20 protein-coding genes are annotated in these 24,354 nt (G+C 68.1%); 16 read left to right on the forward strand and 4 right to left on the reverse strand.

All coding sequences use genetic code 11. The features are described from left to right. Positions 1-18: 18 nt before the first annotated feature. Together ACTJI4_RS04265 and tsaB are read left to right on the forward strand one after the other, a co-directional pair. Complete coding sequence (locus ACTJI4_RS04265; protein ID WP_440868606.1) at positions 19-2,055, forward strand: ATP-dependent DNA helicase; 2,037 nt, start codon at positions 19-21, stop codon at positions 2,053-2,055. A 5-nt stretch (positions 2,056-2,060) separates the two neighbouring features. Beyond that, positions 2,061-2,768 (forward strand): tRNA (adenosine(37)-N6)-threonylcarbamoyltransferase complex dimerization subunit type 1 TsaB, encoded by a 708-nt coding sequence (gene tsaB / locus ACTJI4_RS04270; protein WP_392920763.1) that lies wholly within the window; start codon positions 2,061-2,063, stop codon positions 2,766-2,768. 39 nt (positions 2,769-2,807) lie between these two features. Here tsaB and ACTJI4_RS04275 read toward each other — a convergent pair whose 3' ends face one another. Then, positions 2,808-3,695, reverse strand: a complete 888-nt coding sequence (locus ACTJI4_RS04275) for an energy transducer TonB family protein (protein ID WP_440868607.1) — start codon at positions 3,693-3,695, stop codon at positions 2,808-2,810. Then, entirely contained in the window at positions 3,692-4,642 is a 951-nt protein-coding gene (gshB, locus tag ACTJI4_RS04280; RefSeq protein ID WP_440868608.1) for a glutathione synthase, read from the reverse strand. The genes ACTJI4_RS04275 and gshB overlap by 4 nt, the downstream gene beginning before the upstream one ends. A 248-nt stretch (positions 4,643-4,890) precedes the next feature. Between gshB and pilG the strand changes: the two genes are divergently transcribed. The 7 genes from pilG to ACTJI4_RS04315 all read left to right on the forward strand — a co-directional run bounded on the left by pilG (position 4,891) and on the right by ACTJI4_RS04315 (position 16,629). Continuing rightward, positions 4,891-5,292, forward strand: coding sequence for a twitching motility response regulator PilG (gene pilG / locus ACTJI4_RS04285; RefSeq protein ID WP_068853721.1), 402 nt, complete (start codon positions 4,891-4,893; stop codon positions 5,290-5,292). An 18-nt stretch (positions 5,293-5,310) separates the two neighbouring features. Beyond that, the gene (locus ACTJI4_RS04290; RefSeq protein ID WP_392920755.1) at positions 5,311-5,676 is read left to right on the forward strand and encodes a response regulator; all 366 of its coding nucleotides are present in this window, start codon (positions 5,311-5,313) and stop codon (positions 5,674-5,676) included. Beyond that, positions 5,676-6,206, forward strand: a complete 531-nt coding sequence (locus tag ACTJI4_RS04295; protein WP_392920752.1) for a chemotaxis protein CheW — start codon at positions 5,676-5,678, stop codon at positions 6,204-6,206. The genes ACTJI4_RS04290 and ACTJI4_RS04295 overlap by 1 nt, the downstream gene beginning before the upstream one ends. Before the next feature lie 43 nt (positions 6,207-6,249). After that, positions 6,250-8,286: a methyl-accepting chemotaxis protein gene (locus ACTJI4_RS04300; RefSeq protein ID WP_440868609.1), complete on the forward strand. Its 2,037-nt coding sequence runs from the start codon at positions 6,250-6,252 to the stop codon at positions 8,284-8,286. 94 nt (positions 8,287-8,380) lie between these two features. Continuing rightward, positions 8,381-14,815, forward strand: coding sequence for a hybrid sensor histidine kinase/response regulator (locus ACTJI4_RS04305; RefSeq protein WP_392920746.1), 6,435 nt, complete (start codon positions 8,381-8,383; stop codon positions 14,813-14,815). Further along, entirely contained in the window at positions 14,802-16,124 is a 1,323-nt protein-coding gene (locus ACTJI4_RS04310) for a chemotaxis protein CheB (RefSeq protein ID WP_392920744.1), read from the forward strand. The genes ACTJI4_RS04305 and ACTJI4_RS04310 overlap by 14 nt, the downstream gene beginning before the upstream one ends. A 34-nt stretch (positions 16,125-16,158) precedes the next feature. Then, on the forward strand, positions 16,159-16,629 hold the full coding sequence (locus tag ACTJI4_RS04315) for a chemotaxis protein CheW (protein ID WP_392920741.1): 471 nt from the start codon (positions 16,159-16,161) through the stop codon (positions 16,627-16,629). A 142-nt stretch (positions 16,630-16,771) separates the two neighbouring features. On the opposite strand, the gene ACTJI4_RS04320 is transcribed toward ACTJI4_RS04315, so the two are convergent. Together ACTJI4_RS04320 and bioA are read right to left on the reverse strand one after the other, a co-directional pair. Further along, a complete protein-coding gene (locus ACTJI4_RS04320; RefSeq protein WP_392920738.1) occupies positions 16,772-17,506 on the reverse strand; it encodes a 16S rRNA (uracil(1498)-N(3))-methyltransferase in 735 nt (244 codons plus the stop codon). Next, positions 17,497-18,888 (reverse strand): adenosylmethionine--8-amino-7-oxononanoate transaminase, encoded by a 1,392-nt coding sequence (bioA, locus tag ACTJI4_RS04325; RefSeq protein ID WP_440868610.1) that lies wholly within the window; start codon positions 18,886-18,888, stop codon positions 17,497-17,499. Before bioA ends, ACTJI4_RS04320 begins: the two co-directional genes overlap by 10 nt. A gap of 62 nt (positions 18,889-18,950) precedes the next feature. Here bioA and nudE point away from each other — a divergent pair, with 62 nt between their 5' ends. The 7 genes from nudE (at position 18,951) to gcvH (ending at position 24,353) form a co-directional block, all read left to right on the forward strand. Further along, on the forward strand, positions 18,951-19,499 hold the full coding sequence (nudE, locus tag ACTJI4_RS04330; RefSeq protein WP_392920733.1) for an ADP compounds hydrolase NudE: 549 nt from the start codon (positions 18,951-18,953) through the stop codon (positions 19,497-19,499). Next, the gene (gene cysQ / locus ACTJI4_RS04335) at positions 19,496-20,299 is read left to right on the forward strand and encodes a 3'(2'),5'-bisphosphate nucleotidase CysQ (protein ID WP_392920730.1); all 804 of its coding nucleotides are present in this window, start codon (positions 19,496-19,498) and stop codon (positions 20,297-20,299) included. The genes nudE and cysQ overlap by 4 nt, the downstream gene beginning before the upstream one ends. An 11-nt stretch (positions 20,300-20,310) precedes the next feature. After that, positions 20,311-21,123: a nucleoside triphosphate pyrophosphohydrolase gene (gene mazG, locus ACTJI4_RS04340; protein ID WP_392920727.1), complete on the forward strand. Its 813-nt coding sequence runs from the start codon at positions 20,311-20,313 to the stop codon at positions 21,121-21,123. Between the two features lie 147 nt (positions 21,124-21,270). Continuing rightward, positions 21,271-22,233: an SPFH domain-containing protein gene (locus ACTJI4_RS04345; protein ID WP_392920724.1), complete on the forward strand. Its 963-nt coding sequence runs from the start codon at positions 21,271-21,273 to the stop codon at positions 22,231-22,233. 1 nt (position 22,234) lies between these two features. Further along, positions 22,235-22,666 (forward strand): NfeD family protein, encoded by a 432-nt coding sequence (locus ACTJI4_RS04350; protein WP_392920722.1) that lies wholly within the window; start codon positions 22,235-22,237, stop codon positions 22,664-22,666. 116 nt (positions 22,667-22,782) lie between these two features. Continuing rightward, positions 22,783-23,895: a glycine cleavage system aminomethyltransferase GcvT gene (gene gcvT, locus ACTJI4_RS04355; protein ID WP_392920720.1), complete on the forward strand. Its 1,113-nt coding sequence runs from the start codon at positions 22,783-22,785 to the stop codon at positions 23,893-23,895. A 62-nt stretch (positions 23,896-23,957) separates the two neighbouring features. After that, positions 23,958-24,353, forward strand: a complete 396-nt coding sequence (gene gcvH, locus ACTJI4_RS04360) for a glycine cleavage system protein GcvH (RefSeq protein WP_392920717.1) — start codon at positions 23,958-23,960, stop codon at positions 24,351-24,353. Position 24,354: the final 1 nt, after the last annotated feature.

Genomic DNA, 24,354 nt, shown 5'->3' on the forward strand with positions numbered 1-24,354 from the left:
CGGCACTACAATGGCGGTATGTCCCGCCTTGCCCACGCCAGCAGTGAAGCCCTCAGCGAGGGCGGCACCCTGGCCAGCCAACTTGATGCCTTCGTCGCGCGCCCGGCCCAGCTGCGCCTGACCACGGCCATTGCCGAGGCCTTCGACCAGCGCGAAGTGCTGCTGGCCGAGGCCGGCACCGGCACTGGCAAGACCTTCGCCTACCTGGTACCGGCGCTGCTGTCGGGCCTGAAAACCATCATTTCCACCGGTACCCGCGCGCTGCAGGACCAGCTCTACCACCGCGACCTGCCGCGCGTGCGCGCCGCGCTCGGGGTGGGGCACAGCAGCGCGCTGCTCAAGGGCCGGTCCAACTACCTGTGCCGGTACCGGCTGCAGCAGGCGCGAGGCGAACCGCGCTTCACCTCGCCGCAGGAAGTGGCGCAGTTCCAGCGCATCCTGGCCTGGTCGGGGCGCACGAAGTTCGGCGACATGGCCGAGTTGGAAGCGCTGCCCGACGATTCACCGCTGTACCCCATGGTCACCTCCACGGTGGACAACTGCCTGGGTACCGAGTGCCCGTTCTGGGACGACTGCTTCGTGGTGCAGGCGCGCCAGCGTGCGCAGGCGGCCGACGTGGTGGTGGTCAACCATCACCTGCTGTTGGCTGACCTGGCACTCAAGCAGGAGGGCTTCGGCGAAATCCTGCCGGGTGCGCAGGCGTTCGTGATCGACGAAGCCCACCAGTTGCCGGAGCTGGCGGCCAACTTCTTCGGCGAAGGCTTTGGCATGCGGCCGTGGCAGGAACTGGCCCGCGACTGCCTGGCCGAGAGTCGCAGCGTGGCCGGCGCCCAGGCGGCGCTGCAGGCGCATGCCGGGACATTGGAGCAGACCCTGCGTGACCTGCGCATGGCGATGGATGGCCTGCCCGCGCGTGGCACCCAGTGGCGCGCCCTGGCGGTACCGCAGGTGCGCGATGGCTTCGACGCCGCGATGAGTTCACTGGTCGCGCTGCGCGATGCACTCGATGGCGTGCGGGCCGCATCGCCAGGCCTGGATGCCTGCCATGCGCGTGCGATGGAGGCGGTGTCGCGGCTGTCGCGCTGGTTGGGCGACGATGCGCCGCTGCTGGATTTCGATGCCGATCCGGAACAGGCGCCGGCGCCGGCCGACGTGCTGTGGTACGAGCTCACCCCGCGTGGCTTCCGCTGCCAGCGTACGCCGATGGATGTATCCGGGCCCCTTCGCGAGCACCGCCAGCGTTCGATGGCAGCGTGGATCTTTACCTCGGCCACGCTCACCGTTGACGGCAGGTTCGAACACATCGCGCAGCGGCTGGGCCTGGACGACCCCATCACCCTGCTGCAGCCGAGTCCGTTCGACTGGGCCCGGCAGGCGCTGTGCTACCTGCCGACCGATCTGCCCGATCCGGCTGCGCGCGGCTTCGGTACTGCGCTGATTCGCGCGCTGACCCCGGTGTTGGAAGCGTCCGCCGGCCGGGCATTCCTGCTGTTCGCCTCGCATCGCGCCCTGCGCGAGGCGGCCGAAGCGCTGCGCGACGCGCCCTGGCCACTGTTCGTGCAGGGCGAGGCGCCGCGCGCCACGCTGCTGCAGCGCTTCCGCGAATCGGGCAATGGCGTGCTGTTGGGCTCGGCCAGTTTTCGCGAAGGCGTGGATGTGGTGGGCGATGCATTGAGCGTGGTGGTGATCGACAAGTTGCCCTTTGCCGCCCCCGACGACCCGGTATTCGAGGCGCGGCTGGACGCGATCCGCCGCGACGGCGGCAACCCCTTCCGCGACGAGCAGCTGCCGCAGGCGGTAATCGCGCTCAAGCAGGGAGTGGGGCGGTTGATCCGCAGCGAGACCGACCGGGGCGTGCTGGTGCTGTGCGATCCACGCCTGGTCAGCCGCAGCTACGGCCGTACCTTCCTGGATTCGCTGCCGCCGTTCCGGCGCACCCGCTCGCTGGGCGATGTGCAGAGCTTCTTTGCGCCACAATGGCCTGCCACGGCTGCCGACCCCGGGACTGCAGGTCCCGCCGCGGTTGCAGACGCCTTTCCTACTTCCCTGTTCTGATCCCCATGAAACTGCTCGCTTTTGAAACCGCCACCGAAGCCTGCTCCGTTGCCCTTTACGTGGATGGGCAGGTGCGTGAGCGCTTCGAGATCGCCCCGCGCCGCCATGCCGAACTGAGCCTGCCCTGGGCCGAGGAGCTGCTGGGCGAGGCCGGGCTGGCGCGGTCGCAGCTTGACGCGATCGCTCTGGGGCGCGGGCCGGGTGCCTTCACCGGCGTACGGCTGGCCATTGCCATTGCCCAGGGCATCGCACTGGCGCTGGATCGTCCGCTGATTCCGGTGTCCACTCTGCAGGTGCTGGCGCTGCGTGCGCCGGCCGGAGCGACCCATGTGCTGAGCAGCATCGATGCGCGCATGGGCGAGGTGTACGCGGCTCGCCAGGTGCGCGTGGATGGGCAATGGCAGCTGCAGGGCGAGGAAGTGGTGTGTGCGCCGGAGGCGGTGGAAGTGCCCGATGGCAGCCGTTGGTTCGGTGTCGGCACCGGCTTCGGCGCGGCCGATGGCGTGCTCGCTGCCCGATTGGCCGACCAGCTGGAAGGTGTCGATGCACAGGCGTTGCCGCGCGCATCCGACCTGCTGACGCTGGCGGTGCCGATGTTCGAGCGCGGCGAGGCGATGGCGCCGGAGCTGGTCGAACCGGCCTACCTGCGCAACAACGTGGCGCTTACGCTGGTTGAACAGCAGGCTGCGCGGGCGGCAAAACAGCAGGTCTAGGGATTGGCCGCAGTCACCGTTTCGGGTGTCCGACCTCATTCACCGGTCGTCGCGCAGCTCGCCGCCGGGCAGGAACACCCAGGTCCGGGTGACCTGCAGGATATCCACGCCGTCATCGGTCTTGGGCAGCGGCGGGAACGGCTGGGCCAGGCGGATTACCCGCAGTGCGGTTTCATCCAGCAGCGGCGTGCCGCTGCTGCGCAGGATCCGGCTGCTTTCCACGCTGCCGTCGCGACGCACGCCCACGGTGATCACTACCTGGCCGCCGAGGCGGCGCTGGCGCGCCTCATCGGGGTAGTTCAGGTTACCCACGCGCTCGGCGCGGTCCACCCACGCGCGCAGGTAGTTGGCGTAGGCGTACTCACGGGTGCTGGCCGACACGAACTTGCGGTTCGGGCGTTTGGCGTACTGCGCCGAGCGCAGGTGCACTTCGGCGGCCAGCCGCGCCATTTCGGCATCGCGTTGTTCGCGTGCGGTCAGCGCCGGATCCTGCTGCGGATGTTCCGGCAGTGGCTGTGGCTGGGCTTCGGCGACCCGGTCGGAGCTGTTGCGGCTGGCCACGACCCGCGCCTGCGGCGGCGGTGGGCGCGCGGCATCCTGGCGCTGCTGCGGCACCGGCGACAGCCCGGCCTGCGGCTGCGGCACGATCCCGGTCTGGTTGTCGCGCGGACGCTGCGCCTTGTCGTGGTCGCCGCCGCCCTGCTGGTTCGCCTGGGCCAGGAAGTCAGCCTGCTTGGGCGTCAGCGGCGTCTGGGTCTGGCTGAAGATCACGTCCAGGGTAGGTACCAGCGCGGCGTTGTCGCTGACCGCGAAGCCCACCCCCAGGATCAGCAGCGCATGCACCAGCGCCGACAGCGCCAGGGTCGCGCCCAGGCGCTGCGATTCGCGGGCCTGCAGGGGCACCATCGGGGCGACCGCCGTATTCATTGCGCCAGGCTGGCCTCGATCGCGTCGAACAGGGTGCCGGCGATGTTCAGCCCGAACTGCGCATCCAGTTCGCGCACGCAGGTGGGGCTGGTGACGTTGACTTCGGTCAGGTAATCACCGATCACATCCAACCCTACGAAGCGCATGCCACGGCGCTTCATTTCCGGCCCGACCTGCGCGGCGATCCAGCGGTCGCGCTCGCTCAGCGGGCGGCCTTCGCCGCGGCCGCCAGCGGCCAGGTTGCCGCGGAACTCGTCGCCCTGCGGAATCCGCGCCAGGCAGTAGTCCACCGGCTCGCCGTCGACCAGCAGGATGCGCTTGTCGCCGGCGGTGATGTCGGGGATGAACTTCTGTGCCAGGGTCAGCCTGCGCTCGCCGTCGGTCAGCGTTTCCAGGATCACGTTGAGATTCGGATCCCCGGTGCCGCTGCGGAAGATCGAGCGCCCCCCCATGCCGTCCAGCGGCTTGAGCACGGCCTGGCCGTGTTCAAGCACGAACGCCTTCAGGTCGGCATGGCGACGGCTCACCAGGGTCGGCGGACAGCACTGCGGGAAGAGCAGGGCGGCCAGCTTCTCGTTGTAGTCGCGCAGGCCCTGCGGGTCGTTCACCACCAGCGCACCGGCCTGCTGGGCCACGTCCAGCACCTGGGTGTCGTAGATGAATTCGGCATCCACGGGCGGATCCTTGCGCATCAGCACCACTTGGCCCGGGCCGAACGTGGTCTGGCTGAATTCACCGAGCGTGAACCAGTCATGCTTGTCGTCGCGCACCTGCAGCGGCGCGGTGCGGGCCACCGCGACTCCGTCACGCAGCGCCAGCCCGCCGGGGCTGACGTAGTGCAGAGCGTGGCCACGGCGCTGGGCTTCCAGCAGCATGGCGAAGGTGGTGTCCTTGGCGATCTTGATGTGGGCGATGGCATCCATCACCACGATGACGTTCAACGGCATGGTCGCAACCTGGCGGGCAGGCGCTGATGGTAGCGGCAATGCGGCCGTATTGCCCGCCCGGAGCGGCGGAACGCAGCGTCCGGCGGTCTTCACGCTTTGCGCAGTTCCGGGCCGGGCCGGTTCGCGGGGGGCGCTCCCGGCTTGGCTTCGGAAGCACACCCTTGATGACGGCCGCGTGGTGGGATATAGATACGCTTTCGCAGCGGCGCCGGACCAAAGCAGAAGCGTCGCGCGCTCGGGGAAAGGTAATGACTGAAAACATGGCTGCGGGTGGGGAACTCGCAGGGCTCAGGGTGATGGTCATCGATGATTCGAAGACCATCCGCAGAACGGCTGAAACGCTGCTCAAGCGTGAAGGCTGCGAAGTAGTGACCGCGACCGATGGTTTCGAGGCGTTGGCGAAGATCGCCGACACACAGCCCCAGATCATCTTCGTGGACATCATGATGCCCCGTCTCGACGGGTATCAGACCTGCGCGCTGATCAAGAACAACCAGCTGTTCAAGGCTACGCCGGTGATCATGCTGTCGTCCAAGGATGGCCTGTTCGACAAGGCGCGCGGTCGCATCGTGGGCTCGGAGCAGTACCTGACCAAGCCTTTCACGCGTGAAGAACTGCTGGGTGCCATCCGCACATACGTAAACGCCTGACCAGGGGGGAAAGGCACAATGGCTCGAATCGTTCTGATCGAGGACTCACCGACCGACCGGGCGGTGTTCATCCAGTGGTTGACCAAGGCCGGGCACGAAGTGCTCGAAGCCGGCAACGCCGAGGACGGCATCAAGCTCGTGCAGGAACACCAGCCACAGCTCGTGCTGATGGACGTGGTGCTGCCGGGCATGAGCGGCTTCCAGGCGACCCGTGCGCTGAACCGCGATGAGAAGACCAGGGCAATCCCGGTGATCATCGTGAGTACCAAGGCGATGGAAACCGACAAGGCCTGGGGGCTGCGCCAGGGCGCGGCCGCCTACGTGGTGAAGCCACCGCGCGAAGAAGACCTGATCGCGCAGATCAACGACCTGCTGGTGTCCTGATGCGTTCTCCCTTCGACATCCTTGAAGCCTACGAACGGCGCAGCCTGGCCCATGCGGTGCAGCTGCCCGAGCGGCAGTTCGCCCAGGACCTGTGGCGCGGCGTCGGCTACCGGGTCGGCAAGCGCCACCTGGTCTCGGACTTCCGCGAGGTGGTCGAAATCGTGCCGATGCCGCCGATTACCCCGGTGCCCGGCGCGCAGCCGTGGCTGCTGGGCGTGGGCAACCTGCGCGGCAACCTGTTCCCGGTGGTCGACCTGAAGTACTTCATGGAAGGCGAGCGCACGGTGCAGCAGGAAGGCCAGCGCGTGCTGATCATGCGCCAGGCCGGCGGCGACGTCGCCCTGACCATCGATGAACTGTTCGGCCAGCGCAGTTTCGAGCTGGACCAGGATATCGAAAGTGGTGACCTGGCCAGTGGCCGCTACGCCCACTTCATCGACCGCGCGTTCCGCGGCGACGGCCACGACTGGGGCGTGTTCTCGCTGTCACTGTTGTCGCGTACCCCCGAATTCAGGCAGGCCGCGGCGTGAACGCTGCTGCCTGCCTCACTGCATTGAAGATCGAGGTTGAACGATGAGTACTTCTTCGGAAACCGCCAAGGCCGGCAAGCTGGGCACGGTAGGAACCAATTTCTGGCTCGGCCTGCTGGCCCTGTCGATGATCGTGTTCGGCGTCAACACCGGCGTGGCCACCTGGCAGGGCAGTCGCCTGGCCGGCGCCAGCACCGGCGCGGCCGACCTCCAGGTGCTGTCGCAGCAGCTGGCCAACCAGGGCCGTGAAGCGGTGTCGGGCAACGCCCAGGCCTTCACTGCCTTCAAGGACACCAAGGCCCGCATCGAAAGCACCGTGAGCAGCCTGCAGGGCCGCTACGGCAGCGAAGCCAACGTGTCCGGTCCGCTCAACCAGCTGACCCAGACCTGGGAGCCGCTCGGCAAGAGCGCCGCCCAGCTGGTGGCCAGTGAACCGGCGGTGCTGGCGCTGGCCGGCAACGCCAACAACTTCGTCAACGGCGTTCCCGCGCTGCAGGCCCAGTTGAACGAAGTGGTGCGCGCCATGTCGGCAGGCGGCGCGCCCGCGTCGCAGGTCTACAACGCCCTGCAGCAGGTCGTTGTGGTGGGCTCGATGGCGCGCCGCGTGACCGAAATGCGCGCCGGCGGCGCCAACGCTGCCGCCGCGGGCGATGCGCTGGCCCGCGACTCGGTGGTGTTCACCCAGGTGCTGGACGCGCTGCGCAACGGCAACGAGGAACTGGGCATCGCGCCGGTCCGCAACGCCGCCGCGCTGGCCGCGCTCGAGCAGTCGCAGAAGCAGTGGGACACCATGAAGCAGGACGCCGACGCGATCCTGGCCAGCTCGCGCCAGCTGTTCTCGGCGCAGTCGTCGGCCGCGGCGTTGACCGGCGGTGCGACCAAGATGCTCGACGACAGCAAGAAGCTGTTCGAGGCGTTCTCTTCGTTCGGTTCGGTACGCGATACCCGCCTGTTCCCGAACTTCTGGCTGGGCGTGATTTCCGGCGCGCTGTCGCTGATCGCCATCATCGGCTTCGTCAGCAGCACCGTGCGCAGCCGTTCGCGCGAGCAGGAACTGCGCTACCAGACCCAGGTGGAGTTCAACAGCCGCAACCAGCAGGCCATCATGCGGCTGCTGGACGAAATCAGCTCGCTGGGTGAAGGCGACCTGACGGTGAAGGCCTCGGTGACCGAGGACATGACCGGCGCCATTGCCGACGCAATCAACTACGCCGTGGACGAACTGCGCCACCTGGTGACCACCATCAACGACACCTCGGCCAAGGTCGCCGTGTCCACCCAGGAAACTCAGGCCACAGCGATGCAGCTGGCCGAAGCGGCCGGCCACCAGGCCAACCAGATCACCTCGGCGTCGGACCGCATCGGCGAAATCGCGTCGAGCATTGAACAGGTGTCGCGCAACTCGGCCGAGTCGGCCGACGTGGCGCAGCGCTCGGTGGTCATCGCCGCCGAGGGTGCCGGCGTGGTGCGCGAAACCATCCAGGGCATGGACCAGATCCGCGACCAGATCCAGGAAACCTCCAAGCGCATCAAGCGCCTGGGCGAGTCCTCGCAGGAAATCGGCTCGATCGTGGAACTGATCAACGACATTTCCGAGCAGACCAACATCCTGGCATTGAACGCCGCAGTCCAGGCGGCCTCGGCCGGTGAAGCCGGTCGCGGTTTCGCGGTCGTGGCCGACGAAGTGCAGCGCCTGGCAGAACGCACCTCCGGTGCGACCCGCCGAATCGAAAACCTGGTCCAGGCCATTCAGGCCGATACCAACGAAGCGGTCAGCTCGATGGAGCAGACCACGGCCGAAGTGGTGTCCGGTGCACGCCTGGCCGAGGACGCCGGTACGGCGCTGACCGAAATCGAACGCGTGTCCAACGCGCTCAACAACCTCATCAAGAACATCTCGATCGCCGCCCAGCAGCAGTCGTCGGCCGCGTCGGACATCACCCGCACCATGGGCGTGATCCGTCAGATTACCGGCCAGACCTCGCAGGGCGCGGGACAGACCGCCGAGTCGATCGGTCATTTGGCACAGCTGGCGGCCGACCTGCGCCGCTCGGTTGCCGACTTCAAGCTGCCGGCGTGAGCCGCGGGCAGGGCGGAGAGGGAAGGAATCAGCAGATGATGCATCGCGATAAAGCACAGCACGACATGCGCGCCCACCTGCCGGGAGACCTGGCATGAGCACGCTGCGCGATGCCATGAGCCACGCCGCCCTGGGCTGGGTGAAGCCGGAGCTGGACGAGACCCTGCGCCAGGTGCGCAACGAGCTCGAGTACTACGCCGAAGATCCTGCCGATGGCAGTCGCATGCGCTTCTGCGCCGGCTACCTGCATCAGGTGCAGGGCACGCTGCGCATGGTCGAGCTGTATGCGCCGGCGATGGTGGCCGAGGAGATGGAACAGCTGGCCAATGCGATCGGCTCCGGGGAAGTGCCCGACCGCGACGAAGCCTGCGCCACCCTGATGCGCGGCAGCGTGCTGCTGCCCGATTACCTGGAGCGCCTGCAGAACGGTCACCGTGACATTCCGATCGTGCTGCTGCCGCTGCTCAATGACATCCGCCTGGCGCGCGCCGCGCCGGTGATCAATGAAAGCGTGCTGTTCGCCTTCGCACCGGACAGCGCCAGCGCCACCGAGGCCGAACTGGACCACGCACGTGGCAGCCTCAGCGGACGCAACCGTGAACTGCTCGACACCGTGGGCAATGCGGTCAAGGAAGAACTGCTGCGCATCAAGGACGCGCTGGACCTGCACCTGCGTACCGGTGGCGAGCCGGCCCAGCTGCAGACCCAGGTCGACGAACTGGGCGCGGTGGCCGACACCCTGGGCATGATGGGCCTGGGCGTGGCCCGCGGCGTGGTCGTGCAGCAGCGCGATGCGTTGCGTGGCGTGGTCGAGGGCGAGCAGCAGATCGATGAAACGCTGCTGCTGGATATCGCCGGTGCACTGCTGTACGTAGATGCGTCACTGGACGACCAGGTCGCCCATCTTGGCGCCGGCGGCAGTGGCGAGGACGATCCAAGCGCTGCCGAAGGTCGGCGTACCGTTGAGGTGCTTGCCCATGAGGCGATCGCCAACTTCTCGGCCGCCCGCGAGCACTTCGTCGCCTTCATTGAAACCAACTGGAACCACGAGCAGCTGCATGAGGTGCCGCGCCTGCTGGGTGAGGTCGCCGGCGCGCTGCGCATGCTCGATCTGTCCACGCCGGCCGATTACCTGCAGGGCGTGCGCCAGTACATCGCGGTCGAGCTGATTGGCCGCCAGCGCGTGCCCAGTGGCCGCCAGTTGGATACCCTCGCCGATGCGATGGCGAGCCTGGAGTATTACCTTGAAGCCCTGCGCGAGCGCCGCCAGGGTCGCGACGACATTCTCGACATCACCCGCACCAGCCTGGAAACGCTGCGCTACTGGCCGCTTCCGGACGAGAATGCCGCCCCGGCCGATGCCAGCGCCGAAGCGCTGCCGGTCGCCCCGGAGCACGTGGAGCTGACCGGTTGGGATGCGCCCGTGGTGACCCCGGTGCAGACGGCAGTGACGCCGGCCGCTCCGGCACCGGGCCAGGTGCCGTCGCCGCCGCTGCCGGACTTCACCTTCGAGCCGCTGCCGGAGGTGGCTGCTGTCGCGCCGGTTGCGCCGGCCGGCAAGCCTGCGCCGACGCTGGTGTTCGAAGCCTCGACCGCTCCGGTCGCCCCGGACGCGCCACAGTGGACGCTGCACGCTGAGCCCGTGCGTACCGATGACGCGCCCACGTTCGCCCACTTTGATCCGGTACTGGCCGAAGATGCCAGCACCGGCACGTCGTGGGAGGCCGCAGCAGCGACCGATATCGCACCGATCGCCCTGGACGGCGTGGATGCGCCGTCGTCCGCCACCGAAGCACCGGTCGCCAGCGGGTTCGACCCGGTCGCTGCCGAACACGATGCGCTGGAACTGAGCGACGAGCCGATCGAATTCACCTTCGACGAGCCGTTGCACAATGCCGGCGATGTGCTCTCGCTGCAGATCGAAGACGCGCCGGCCACCGCCAGCAGCGAGCTGGATGTGCAGGCACTTCCTGCGTTCCTGCAGGAGCAGCCCGAACCGGTTGAAGCCGCCGTGCCCGCCGACGACCGGATTGATGCCGGCGAAGCAGCGGCCCGCGAAGACGAGGTCCCGCTCGACGCAACGGCAGCGGGCAGTGTCGCTGGCGTGCAGGAAGCGGTCATCGGCAAGATCGAGCTGGATGACGAATCCGCGCGCTTCCTTGCCGAACTGGATGCCGCCGCCGCGCAGTTCTCTACCGCCCCCGCCGTCCAGGCGCCCGCCGTGGTCGATGCGCCGCTGGGTGTTGAAGCGCCGGGCACCATTGAAGCCGGCTTCGAGGACGACGGCGAGAACATCGACCAGGACATCCGCGAGGTCTTCATCGAAGAGTTCGACGAGGAGCTGGTCAACCTCGGCAACCTGCTTCCGGTCTGGCGCATGGCCCCGGACAACATGGATCGCCTGCGCCCGATCCGCCGCGTGTTCCATACCCTGAAGGGCAGTGGCCGCCTGGTGGGCGCGCGCACCCTGGGCGAGTTCAGCTGGAAGATCGAAGGCATGCTCAACCGCGTGCTCGACGGCAGCCGTCCGGCATCGCCGGCCGTGGTGGCGATGGTCACCCAGGCCTATGAAGTACTGCCGCAGCTCAATGCGGCGCTGCGCGACGGCAGCCGCGTGAGCGCGGACCTGCAGGCCATGCAGGGCATCGCCGACCGTGTGGCTGCGGGCGAGGAAACCTTCCACGTGCCCTTGCAGCGTCCGACGCCAGCCACTGCGCCGGTAGAGCCGGCGGAGGCGGTCGTGTCGGACCTCGCGCAGGACACCGCGGACGCCGAACAGGGGGCGGGCACCCCGGCCAACATCGACGAAGTGCTGCGCGAGATCCTGGAGGCCGAAGTCGAGGCCCACCACGCGACGCTGCAGGCCTGGTTGGAGCAGGCGCAGTCGGCGCCGCAACCGGTCACCGACACCCTGCTGCGCGCGGTGCACACCATGAACGGTGCGTTCGCGATGACCGACGTGCCCGAAATCACCGCAGTGACCGGCGGCGCCGAGAGCTTCATCAAGCGCTCGCTGGCGGCCGATGCAGTGCCGGGCACCGAAGGCGTGGATGCGCTGGCGGCGGCCGCCGCCGCGATCCGGACCACGATGGTGGCGCTGCAGGCCGACGCTCCGCGTATTCCGTCGCAGGCCGCGCTGGCCGAACGTCTCCATGCGCTGGCTGAAACGCTGCCTGAGGCGCGCTGGCCGGCTCTGGTCGCCGACGAAGGCCTCGACTTCGAGGTCGAGGATGTCGACCCGGTGGATGTGGTTGCCGACGCCGACAACGTGGCGGACCACGATGCCCAGGCCGATGCATCGCAGGCCGCGCATGATGTCACTGCCCACGAGCTGGCGGCCTTCTCCGCACAGTTCGATGAGCGCAATGACCATGCCGTTGCAGACGACAGCGCCGACGCCGCCGATGCCGCCGCCGACCCGCTGGTCGCCGATGAGCTGACCGGCAGCGACGATCTCTCCGCCTACTTCAATGCCGAGCTGGTGACCCCGTTCGATGCGCCGTCCAGCGCGCCGACCGGGGACCTGCCGGAAACCGTCGGGCCGGCGGCTGTCGAGCACGGCCTTGACGCGGTCGAACTGACGGCTGCGGACGACCTGTCGCGCTTCTACGAGCACACGCTGCCCGATCCGGTGGATGCCACGGACGCGGAAGCTGCCGAGCCGTCGGCGCCGGTCGGGGTCGTTGACGAAGACGTGGTGGCCGAGGAAATCGCGGTTGAAGAGCTCCAGGCCATCGAACTGGAGGCCGCGGAGCTCGAGGTTCTTCACGAGGTGATTGCGGCGGAGACCGACGCACCGGCCACCGTCGGAGACGACGACGCGTACAGCCTGGACGCCATCGAAGAAGACGAAGCCGCCGCCGCGCTGGAAGACATCATCCCGTCTCCCCCGGCGTTCGGTGAAACGGTTGAACTGCAGCAGGCGCTGGATGACGGTCTGACCATTGTCGACGGTTCCGAGACGCAGGCGTCGGCCGAGGATGCACCGGTGCTGGGTCTGGATGCCCGTCACGAGGCGCTGGATGAGCGCGATGCGTTCGCCGAGGCCGATGCCGAAGCACGCGTGTCCGATGCTGCAGACGCGTCGCCGCCGGCACCGCTGTTCGAACTCGAAGACGCCCCGATGGCGGCCACGGCCGTGGCAGAGGAGGCCGCCGCCGACGAGGAGATCGACGACGCCGGTTCGCTCGACTTCAGCGTACTGGACCGCGAGCTGGTCGATATCTTCGTCGAAGAAGGCAAAGACCTGCTCGACCATTGCGATGGCCTGATCAGCGAACTGCGCGCCGCTCCGCAGGACCGCGAAGCGATCGCCGGCCTGCAGCGCGACCTGCACACCCTCAAGGGTGGCGCACGCATGGCCGGCATCAATGCCATCGGCGACCTGGGCCACGGCATCGAATCCCTGCTGGAAGCGGTCGCCGCCAACCGTACCGATATCGACCGCAGCGACGTCCACCTGCTGGAACGCGGCTTCGACCGTCTGCACCAGATGCTGACCCGCACCGGTCGCCACCGCGACGTGGCCATGCCGGACGACCTGATTGCCGCGTTCGAAGCGCGCACGCTGGGCCGCGCCGAGCCCGAGGACGCGCCCGTCGCGGCCGCGAGCGCGGTCGATGCCGCGCCGGTGGTCGATACGGCCGTCGCCTCGGCACCGTTGTCCGCACCGGTGCCGTTGGAAGCGTCCAGCGAGGACGACAGCCTGGCCCGTCCGCAGCAGGAACAGGTGCGCGTCCGCGCCGACCTGCTGGACCGCCTGGTCAACCATGCCGGTGAAGTGGCGATCTACCGCTCGCGACTGGAACAGCAGCTGGGTGCCTTCCGCGGCGCGATGGCCGAACTGGACCGTACCAATGCGCGTCTGCGCGACCAGTTGCGCCGCCTGGACCTGGAAACCGAGGCCCAGATCGTGGCCCGTTACCAGCGCGAGCAGGAACAGGTCGACCACAAATTCGATCCGCTCGAACTGGACCGCTTCTCCACGCTGCAGCAGCTCAGCCGTGCACTGAATGAATCGGCAGCCGACCTTGGCGGCCTGCAGGGCGTACTGGACGACCTGTCGCGCCAGTACGACGTGCTGCTGCAGCAGCAGTCGCGGGTCAGCTCGGAACTGCAGGACGGCCTGATGCGTGCGCGCATGGTGCCGTTCGACGGCCTGGTGCCGCGACTGCGTCGCGTGGTCCGCCAGGCCGGCCAGGACACCGGCAAGCAGGTCCATGTGACCCTGGACGGTACCCACGGGGAACTGGACCGCAATGTGCTCGACCGCATGGTCGCGCCGCTGGAACACATGCTGCGCAACTCCGTGGCCCATGGCCTGGAGACCCCGGAGCAGCGCCGCGCCGCCGGCAAGCCGGAGGAAGGCGAGATCGCCATCCGCCTGCGCCGCGAAGGCTCGGAAATCGTGCTGGAAGTGGCCGATGACGGCGCTGGCCTGAACCGTGAGGCGATCCGTCGCCGCGCCGAACAGCGCGGGCTGGTGGAACCCGACGCGGTCCTGGGCGATGCCGAACTGGACGCGATGATCTTCTCGCCCGGGTTCAGCACCGCCGACCAGGTCAGCCAGCTGGCGGGCCGTGGCGTGGGCATGGACGTGGTGCACAACGAAGTGCGCCAGCTGGGCGGTTCGGTGGACATCCACTCGGTGCCGGGCAAGGGCGTCACCTTCACCCTGCGCCTGCCGCAGACGCTGGCGGTCACCCAGGCGGTGTTCGTGCAGATCGGCGACACCACCTTCGCGGTGCCGGTGGCGTCGGTCAGCGGTATCGGCCGGATCTCCCGCGAGCGCTTCGAGTCGGCCAACGGCGGTTACCACTACGGCGGCGAAGAATTCGCGCTGCACGATCTGGGCACGCTGGTCGGTCAGGGCCAGGCCCGTGCCGAAGGGCAGGAGCAGGTGCCGCTGCTGCTGGTACGCGCCGGTGAACTGCGCGCGGCCGTGGCGATCGACCAGGTGCTGGGCAACCGCGAAATCGTGGTCAAGCCGGTGGGCCTGCAGATCGCCTCGGTACCGGGCATCTACGGCGCCACCATCACCGGCGATGGCCGCGTGGTGGTGATCCTGGACGTCGCGCCGCTGGTGCGCCGTCACCAGGCCAACCCGCTCAAGCCGATCGCACCGGCCGCGCAGGCAGCCGACCGCCAGGCACCGTTGGTGATGGTGGTCGACGACTCGCTGACCATGCGCAAGGTCACCGGCCGCATCCTGGAACGCCACAACTTTGAAGTGGCCGTCGCCCGCGACGGTATCGAAGCGCTGGAACGCCTGGAAGAGCGGGTGCCGGACCTGATGCTGCTGGATATTGAAATGCCGCGCATGGATGGCTATGAACTGGCCACCGCCATGCGCGCCGATCCGCGCTACAAGGGCGTGCCGATCGTGATGATCACCTCGCGCAGCGGCGACAAGCACCGTCAACGCGCCTTTGAAATCGGTGTCCAGCGTTACCTGGGCAAGCCGTACCAGGAGCTGGACCTGATGCGAAACGTGTATGACCTGCTGGGGATCGCCCGTGCCCGTGAATGACCTGAACCCGCTGCCGTCGGTGGCATTGCTGGCACGGGTCGGCCCGGCGCGCGAGCGCCTGCGCGAAGCGCTTGCCCAGGCCGGCGCGATCGTGGTGCTGGAAGAGGATCCCAACAGCGTGGATCTGGAAACCCTGGGCGGTGCGGATGCCGGCGCGGTGCTGATCGCGCTGGAGCCGGCCATCGAGGAGGCGCTGGAACGCCTCGACCCCGTATTGGCCTCGCCCTCACTGACCGTCATCTTCGACGAAGCAGAGCTGGCTGCGCGTCGCGAAGGCTGGGAAGCCCAGCGCTGGGCGCGCCACCTGGTGGCCAAGCTGCACGGCCACCAGGACGTGCTGCCGCCGGGCGCCGAGCAGGAAGGCCTGCTGCAGCCCGAACCGGGCCTGCCGCAGACCCCGGCCGAACTGCATGCCGACGCGCCGTTGGAATTCCATGTGCGCGAGGCGTTCGACGCGGCCGGCGACGTGCCACCGGACAGCCTGTACCAGGCGCCGGAAGGCTACAGCGAGCCGATCTCGCTGGAAGAAGCGCTGGCCGCCATGCAGGCGCCTGTGGCCGCGCCGCCGGCCAGCGTACCGCCGCCGGTTCCGACCTCGGTGCCTGCCGTACCGCAGGCGCCACTGGGCGACCACAGCAGCTGGGCGCTGGTGGATGACGACAGCGCCGCACCCGTTGCAGCGCCAGCTGCGCCGGTCAGTGCGCCGGTCGCGCCCGACGCGTTCGACATCGATCGCCTGTCGCTGGTCGAGCTTGAACCCGACGTCGACCCGAACGGCGCCGCACCGGGCGCGGTGCTGGTGCTGGCCGGCATCGGTGGCCCCGACGCGCTGCGCCGCCTGCTGGCCGCGCTGCCGGCCGGGCTGGCGGTGCCGATCCTGGTCTACATGCGCCTGGACGGCGGCCGCTACGGCAACCTGGTCAAGCAGATGGCCCGCGTGTCAGCGCTGCCGGTCGTGCTGGCTGAATCCGACCAGCCGGTGCTGGCGGGCAATGCCTACATCCTGCCCGACGACGTGGGTGTGGCGGTGCACAACCGCGGACTGCATTTTACCGCCGACGCCAGGGGCATCCAGGTGGCCGCATTGCCGCCGGCGCACAGCGCCGTCGTGATGCTCAGCGGCAGCGACGTAGCCCTGCTGGACGATGTCCTGGCGCTGGCCGTGGCCGGCGGCTGGGTCGCTGGCCAGACCGGCGAAGGCTGCTACGACCCGGTTGCCGCCAATGCGGTGGTTGCCGCCGGCATGGCCGCCGGGGATCCGCCGCAGCTGGCCGCCGCCATCGCCGAACGCTGGGGCGTAAGCGAGTAATCGCCGCGCCGCATCACTTTCAGGAAGCAGACTCATGAGCTACGCCAGCAACGACGAAATCCGCGGGGTATTGATCCAGGCCGGCAGCGAGCGCGTGCTGCTGCCCAATGCGACGGTGGCCGAAATGATGTCCAAGGTACCGGTCACCCCCGTGGACAACGCGCCCGCATGGCTGGTCGGTGAGATCCGCTGGCAGGGCTGGGACGTGCCGCTGATGTCGTTCGCACGGCTGTCCGGGCTGGGCGAGGAAGCGGTGGTAAGCAACAACAAGGTGGTGGTGCTCAAGGCGCTGGGCGGCAACGCCAACCGCCCGTACTTCGCGCTGCTGACCCAGACCTTCCCGCAGCTGATCGCCGTGCCGCGCGACGGCCTGCTGGCTGACGCGTCCGAAGAAACCCTGCCACCGGGCGTGCACATGCGCGTGCTGCTGGGTGAGCAGAGCGCGCTGCTGCCCGATCTGGACGCGCTGGAAGCCGCGCTGGATGAAGTGCTCCCGGTGAATTGACCAGGTATCGACCAACGGTCGATACCTACCGGACATTCGAACATCACCGGACATTCGAACATCACCGGACATTCGAACATCACCGGAAATGCGAACATCACCGGAAATGCGGTAGGTCACGACCGTTGGTCGTGACGCCGCCTTACCCGAGATCCCCCAGCCGCGCCTGCATCGCTGCAATAGCGGCCAGACCAGCGGTTTCCGTACGCAGGATCCGCGGCCCCAGCTGCAACCCCTGGAACCCGGCGGCGGCCAGCGCCTGCCGATCCCGCGGCGACCAGCCCCCCTCCGGCCCGATCGCGACCACCACGCCACCGGGCGCGGCCTCCAGCGTGGACAAGCTGTGCTCGCCCAGCGGGTCCAGCGTCAGCTTGAGCGCTTCCGCCGGCATTCCCTTGGCCGCCTCCTGCACGCCCAGCGGCGCAGCGACCTCCGGCACCCGTGCACGTCCGGACTGCCCACACGCGGACACCACCACGCTGCGCCAGTGTGCCAACCGCTTCGCGGCCCGCGCCGCGTCCAGCTTTACTTCGGTGCGCTCGGCATTTACCGGCACGATCGCGGTGACCCCCAGTTCGGTGGCCTTCTGCAGGATGAGATCCATCTTTTCACCGCGCGCGATGCCCTGCAGCAGCGTGATCGACAGCGGCGATTCGTTGTCCAGCGCCTGCGCGGCGTCGATCCGCACGCGCGCATCGCGCTTGCCCGCTTCCACCAGCGTGGCGGCGTAGTCGTGCCCGTCGCCATTGAACAGCACGCAGCCTTCGCCCTCGCGCAGGCGCATCACCCGCACCAGGTGGTTGGCGACCTCGTCAGGCAGCGAGAGGGTCTGGCCGACGGCCAGCGGGGCATCTACATAAGAGCGGGTCACGCGCATGCAACAGCTTCCTCGATGGCGGCCAGGGTGGTCTGGGCCAGCAGGTCCAGGTGTTCGTCCTCCACGCAGTAGGGAGGCATCCAGTACAGCACGTTGCCCAGCGGGCGCAGCACCACGCCGCGCCGCAACGCGGCGTTGTAGGCGTGCAGCCCCACCCGCGCTTCGGCGGGGAAAGGTGTGCGCTTGTCGCCATTGCGGGTCAGCTCGAAGGCCACCACCATGCCGGCCTGGCGCACATCGGCCACATGCGCATGGTCGGTGAACGGCGCAGCCAGGCTGCGCATGACCTCGGCCGTGCTGCGGTTGCGCGCGATCACATCCTCGCCGGCGAAGATCTCCAGCGTCGCCAGCGCGGCCGCACAGGCCAGCGGGTTGCCGGTATAGCTGTGCGAATGCAGGAAGGCACGCTCGCGGCTGTCGTCCAGGAACGCGTCGTACACGGCCTGGGTGGCCAGCACGGCCGCCAGCGGCAGGAAGCCTCCGGTCAGGCCCTTGGACAGGCACAGCAGCTCGGGCATCACGCCGGCCTGCTCGCAGGCGAACAGGGTGCCGGTGCGGCCAAAGCCGGTGGCGATCTCGTCGGCGATCAGCAGGGCCCCATTGGCGTCGCACAGTTCGCGCGCGCGCTTGAGATAGACCGGGTCGTGCATGCGCATGCCGCCGGCGCACTGCAGGCGCGGTTCCAGGATCACCGCGCAGATCTCGCCCGGGTGCTGGTCGAACAGGTCGGCCAGACGATCGGCCGCTTCATGGGCGCGCGCGGCGGCATTCTGGCCGGGTTCGGCCAGGTAGGCGTCCGGCGAGGGCGCGAACAACGCCTCGGTCAGCAGCGGCGCGTACACGCGGCGGTACAGCGGAATGTCCCCGACCGACAGCGCGCCCAGGGTTTCACCGTGGTAACCGTTCTCCAACGCCACGAAGCGGGTGCGATGTTCCTCGCCGCGGTTGCGGAAGTAATGGAAGGCCATCTTCAGCGCAACTTCGACCCCGGCCGAGCCGTTGTCGGCGTAGAACACTTTGGCCAACGGCGCCCGCCCGGCCTGGCGGGGGGCGATCGCCAGCAGGCGTTCGGCCAGCTCCACTGCCGGTTCGTGGCTGAAGCCGGCCAGCATCACCTGTTCCAGCCGGGTGGCCTGGCGGGCAATGGCCGCGCCGATGCGGGGTTCGGCATGCCCGAACAGATTGGTCCACCAGCTGCTCACCGCGTCCAGGTAACGGCCTCCCGCGTGGTCGATCAGCCACGGGCCTTCACCGCGCGCAATCGGCACCAGCGGCAAGGTGTCCGGGTGCTCGCGCATCTGTGTGCACGGGTGCCACAGCACGGCCAGGTCGCGCTGCCGCCACCGGTCGGCCAACGTAAGGGGGGCTGGGTCTGCTAGCATTTCGAGCTCATGGCCACGTTTTCACCTGCCTGCATTCTATCGATCTCCAAGAGCCCGTTCGCATGACCCGTCCGCTGCCCACCATCCACCAGATCACGGACGAGGAAAGCGGCCCGTTCCAGCGCCAGCATCTGGACCTGGAGTTCTCCAACGGCGAACGCCGCCGCTTCGAGCGCCTGGTCAGCCGTGGCCACGGCGCGGTGGTGGTGGTGCCGATGCTGGATGACGACACGGTGCTGCTGGTGCGTGAATACGCGGCCGGCGTGCACCGTTACGAACTGGGGCTGGTGAAAGGCCGCATCGACCCGGGCGAAACCCCCGCGCAGGCCGCCGACCGCGAGCTGAAGGAAGAGGCCGGGTACGGCGCGCGGCGCCTGGACGTCCTGCGCGCCATGACGCTCGCCCCGACCTATATGAGCCACCTGTCGCACCTGGTGGTGGCACGCGACCTGTACCCCGAGCGACTGGTCGGCGATGAACCGGAAGAGCTGGAAGTGGTGCCCTGGAAGATCGCCGAGCTCGACCAGCTGATGCTGCGCGAGGACTTTTCGGAAGGGCGTTCACTGGCGGCGTTGTTCATTGCCCGCCAGTGGCTGGAACGCGGGGAATGATCAAACTCACCACCGATCTGCGCGAAACGGTGATTGCCATTGCCCAGGACGCCGCCGCCGCCATCATGGCGGTGTATGCCACCCCGTTCGATGTCGAAATCAAATCCGACCGCAGCCCGGTCACTGCCGCGGACCTGGCCGCCAACCAGGTGATCCTGCGCGGGCTGGGCCAGCTGACCCCGGACCTGCCGATCCTGTCGGAAGAATCGGCACACGTGCCGTGGGAGGTGCGCCGGCACTGGGGCGCCTACTGGCTGGTGGACCCGCTCGATGGAACCCGTGAGTTCGTCAAGCGCAATGACGAGTTCAGCGTCAACATCGCGCTGATCTACCAGGGCGCCCCTGCGTTCGGAGTGGTGCTGGCGCCGGTCAGCGGCGTGGCCTGGCACGCCATGCGCGGCGAGCTGGCCTACCGCCGCGACGGCATGCACGACTCGGTGCTGCGCACCCGCACCCCGGCGCTGCCGCCGCTGCAGGTGGCTGCCAGCCGCTCGCACCGCAGCCCGGAAACCCAGGCGCTGCTGGACCGCATGGGCGAGATCGAGGTCGTCGCGCAGGGTTCATCACTGAAATTCTGCCGACTGGCCGAAGGCACGCTCGATGTCTACCCGCGGCTGGGGCCGACCGCCGAGTGGGATACCGCGGCCGGCCAGTGCGTGCTGCATGCCGCAGGTGGCGCGGTGCTCTCGGCCGCCACCGGCAAGCCATTCCGCTACAACCGCCGCGAAACGCTGTTGAACGGCGACTTCATCGCGCTGGGCGACACCCGCCTGCCGTGGCGCACCTGGATTCCCGCCTGACCGGAGCACCGATGTCCGCACCCGCCGAACTGGAACGCCTGCTGGGCATCATGGCGCGCCTGCGCGACCCGCTGCAGGGCTGCCCGTGGGACCTGCAGCAGGACTTCGCCAGCATTGCCCCGTACACCATCGAAGAAGCCTACGAGGTTGCCGATGCCATCGACCGTGGCGACCTGGATGACCTCTGCGACGAACTGGGCGATCTGCTGTTGCAGGTGGTCTTCCATGCGCAGATGGCCAGCGAGCAGGGCGCGTTCGGCTTTGCCGATGTCGCCCGCGCGATCAGCGACAAGATGCAGCGCCGCCACCCGCACGTATTTGCGCAGGTGTCGGTCGATGGGGCTGAAGACGTCAATACCAACTGGGAAGCGATCAAGCGTGCCGAGCGCACTGCCAAGGGCAATCGCGACAGCTCGGCCCTGGCGGGCATCTCGCGTGGGCTGCCCGAGTGGCAGCGGGCGGTGAAACTGCAGGCACGCGCGGCCCGGGTGGGCTTCGACTGGCCCGGCCCGGCGCCGGTGCTGGACAAGGTACGTGAGGAACTGGACGAGGTGGCCGCCGAATTCGCGCGCGGCCCGGTACAGGACAACCAGGCGCGGCTGGAAGAAGAGCTGGGTGATCTGTTGTTCGTCTGCGCCAACCTGGCGCGGCATGCCAAGGTTGACGTCGGAGCCGCGCTTCGCCACGCCAACCACAAGTTCGAACGACGCTTCCGCGCGATGGAAGCCCAGGCCGCCGCTGCGGGCGCATCGCTGGCCGGGTTGGACCTGGAGGCGCAGGAGCGGCTGTGGGAGCAGGCCAAGGCCGCCGAAGCCAAGCCTTGAAGACGTGCTGCCGTTCATGGGGACCGCCAGGGCCGGGATCGTCGGCTGCTGCCCGCCGTTGTCCGCCGCCCCGGAGGCCGGGACCTGAGCGCGGTGAGAGGCGGGAACAGCGCTATATTCGGCATTACCCATGGAGAGGAGTAAGTAATGTTTCCCACCGTGCTGTTTTCGCTGATTCTGGCCTTCGTCGCCGTGGTGATCCTGTTCAAGGCCGTGCGGATGGTGCCGCAGGGGTATGAATGGACGGTGGAGCGCTTCGGGCGCTATACCCACACCATGTCGCCGGGCCTGCATTTCCTGATTCCGATCGTCTACGGGGTCGGCCGCAAGGTGAACATGATGGAGCAGGTACTGGACGTGCCAAGCCAGGAAGTGATCACCAAGGACAACGCTGCGGTGCGCGTGGACGGGGTGGTGTTCTTCCAGGTGCTCGATGCCTCGAAGGCCGCCTACGAGGTCGCCAACCTGGAGGTGGCGATGATCGCCCTGGTGCAGACCAACATCCGCACCGTCATCGGTTCGATGGACCTGGACGAATCGCTGAGCCAGCGCGAGGTGATCAACGCCCAGTTGCTCAGCGTGGTCGACCATGCCACCAATCCGTGGGGAGTGAAGGTCAACCGGATCGAGATCCGCGACATCCAGCCGCCGCGCGATCTGCTCGATGCGATGGCGCGGCAGATGAAGGCCGAGCGCGAGAAGCGCGCGCAGATCCTGGAAGCCGAAGGCTCGCGCCAGTCCGAGATCCTGCGTGCCGATGGCGAAAAGCAGGCCGCCGTGCTTGAGGCGGAAGGCCGCAAGGAGGCCGCGTTCCGTGATGCCGAAGCGCGCGAGCGCCTGGCCGAGGCCGAGGCAAAGGCGACCACGGTGGTGTCAGAGGCGATCGCACAGGGTGACGTGCAGGCCATCAATTACTTCATTGCCCAGAAGTACGTGGAAGCGTTCAAGGAACTGGCGACCTCGCCCAACCAGAAGCTGGTGCTGATGCCGATGGAAGCCAGCGGCGTCATCGGTTCGATCGCCGGCGTGGCCGAGCTGGCCAAGGAAGCATTCGCCAGGCAGGAAGAAAAGAAGACCACCCGCGCGGTGCCGCCGCGCATCGGAGGCTGAGATGCGTTGGGAAGTAGTGGGGTGGGGCGCACTGGCATTGGTGCTGTTCGCCGCTGAAGCGTTGGCCCCGGGCGCCTTCATGCTGTGGATCGGGATCGGCGCGGCCGCCGTGTTCGTGCTGGTGGCCGTGTTCGCCGACATTCCACTGCTCTGGCAGGTGGTGGCGTTCGTGCTGCTCAGCGTGGTCTCGATCCAGTGTTACCGGCAGTGGGGCCGTACGCGTGCGCGGAAGACCGATGCCCCGCTGTTGAACCGGCGGGCCGAGCAGCTCATCGGGCGGGTGGTGGCGCTGGACCAGCCGATCAGGGCCGGTGTCGGCCGCGCCAAGGTTGACGATGCGTTCTGGGTGGTGGCCGGCCCCGACCTGCCGGCGGGCACGCCGGTGCGCGTGGTCGCCGTGGAGGGCATGACGCTGAAAGTGCAGCAGGTGTGAGAGCAGACCCCATGAGATGGCGCACCGCCGCAGGCGCTGCCGGGACGGTTCTGGGATAATCAGCGTCAGTTGCCGGGCAGAACCCGGCACTGCCAATTTTTCTCCGGACCGTGGTCATGACCCAGAAGACGCTACTCAACGATACCCACCGCGCGCTTGGCGCCAAGATGGTCGATTTCGGCGGTTGGGACATGCCCATCCACTATGGATCGCAACTGGACGAGCACCACCTGGTCCGCGCCGATGCCGGCATGTTCGATGTGAGCCACATGACCGTGGTCGACCTGCGCGGCGCGCAGGTGCGGCCGTTCCTCCGCCGGCTGCTGGCCAACTCGGTGGACAAGCTGAAGGTGCCGGGCAAGGCGCTGTACTCGTGCATGCTCAATGCGCAGGGCGGGGTGATCGACGACCTGATCGTCTACTACCTGGCCGACGATTTCTTCCGGATGGTGGTCAATGCCTCCACCCGTGAAAAGGACCTGGCGTGGATCCGCACGCAGGCCGTCGCGTTCGACGTGCAGGTGACCGAGCGCGAAGACCTGGCGATCATCGCCGTGCAGGGCCCGACCGCACGCGAGCGCGTCATCGGCCTGGTGGCCGAGTCCGACCGCGCGGCGCTGCAGAAGCTGGGTCGCTTTGCCGCCATGGAAGCTACTGCCGCCAGCGGCGCGCCGCTGTTCGTTGCCCGGACCGGTTACACCGGCGAGGACGGCTTTGAAATCCTGGTCGCCCAGGACCAGGTGATCGCCTTCTGGAATGCGCTGGCTGCCGCCGGCGTGCGTCCGGCCGGGCTCGGTGCGCGCGACACCCTGCGCCTTGAAGCCGGCATGAACCTGTACGGCCAGGACATGGACGAAGCGATCAGCCCGTTCGAAGCCGCGCTCGCCTGGACGGTCGCGCTGGATGAAGGCCGCGACTTCATTGGCCGCGACGTGCTGGAAGCGCAGAAGGCTTCCGGCGACGCGCGCCAGATGATCGGCCTGGTGATGGACGAAAAGGGCGTGTTGCGCCATGGCCAGGCAGTAACCACCGCCGGCGGCACCGGTGAGATCCTGTCGGGTACGTTCTCGCCGACGCTGGGCAAGGGCATCGCGTTCGCCCGCGTGCCGGGTGGTGAGCTTGGCCAGGTGTACGTGGACATCCGCGGCCGGCAGGTGCCGGTGCGCGTGGTGAAGTTCCCGTTCGTGCGCGAAGGCCAGGCCCAACCCGGCGTGCTGGTCGAAGGCTGATCAGCGGTTGTTTTACACTACCCCCGTTTTCTGACCCCCCTGAAATTCTTCGGAGCAGTCCCATGAGCGAGATCCCCGGCGACCTCAAATTCCTCAAGTCCCACGAGTGGGCACGCGTTGAAGGCGACGGCCGCGTCACCATCGGCATTTCCGACCACGCCCAGGGCCTGCTCGGCGACCTGGTGTATGTCGAGCTGCCCGCCGTCGGCGACGAAGCCAAGGCCGGTGCGCAGATCGCGGTGGTCGAGTCGGTCAAGGCCGCCTCCGACGTGTACAGCCCGATCTCCGGTACGGTGGTCGCGGTCAACGGCGATCTTTCGGACAAGCCGGAAACGATCAACGAAGATGCCTACGGCGAAGGCTGGATCTGCGTGATCGAGCTGTCCAGCAAGGAAGAAGTCAACGACCTGCTGGATCCGGACGACTACGCCGAACTGCTGGAGGAAGAGGACAACTGAG

Origin of the sequence: Stenotrophomonas sp. 22385, assembly GCF_052045085.1 — a bacterium.
In the GTDB taxonomy this organism is placed as follows: Bacteria; Pseudomonadota; Gammaproteobacteria; order Xanthomonadales; family Xanthomonadaceae; genus Stenotrophomonas.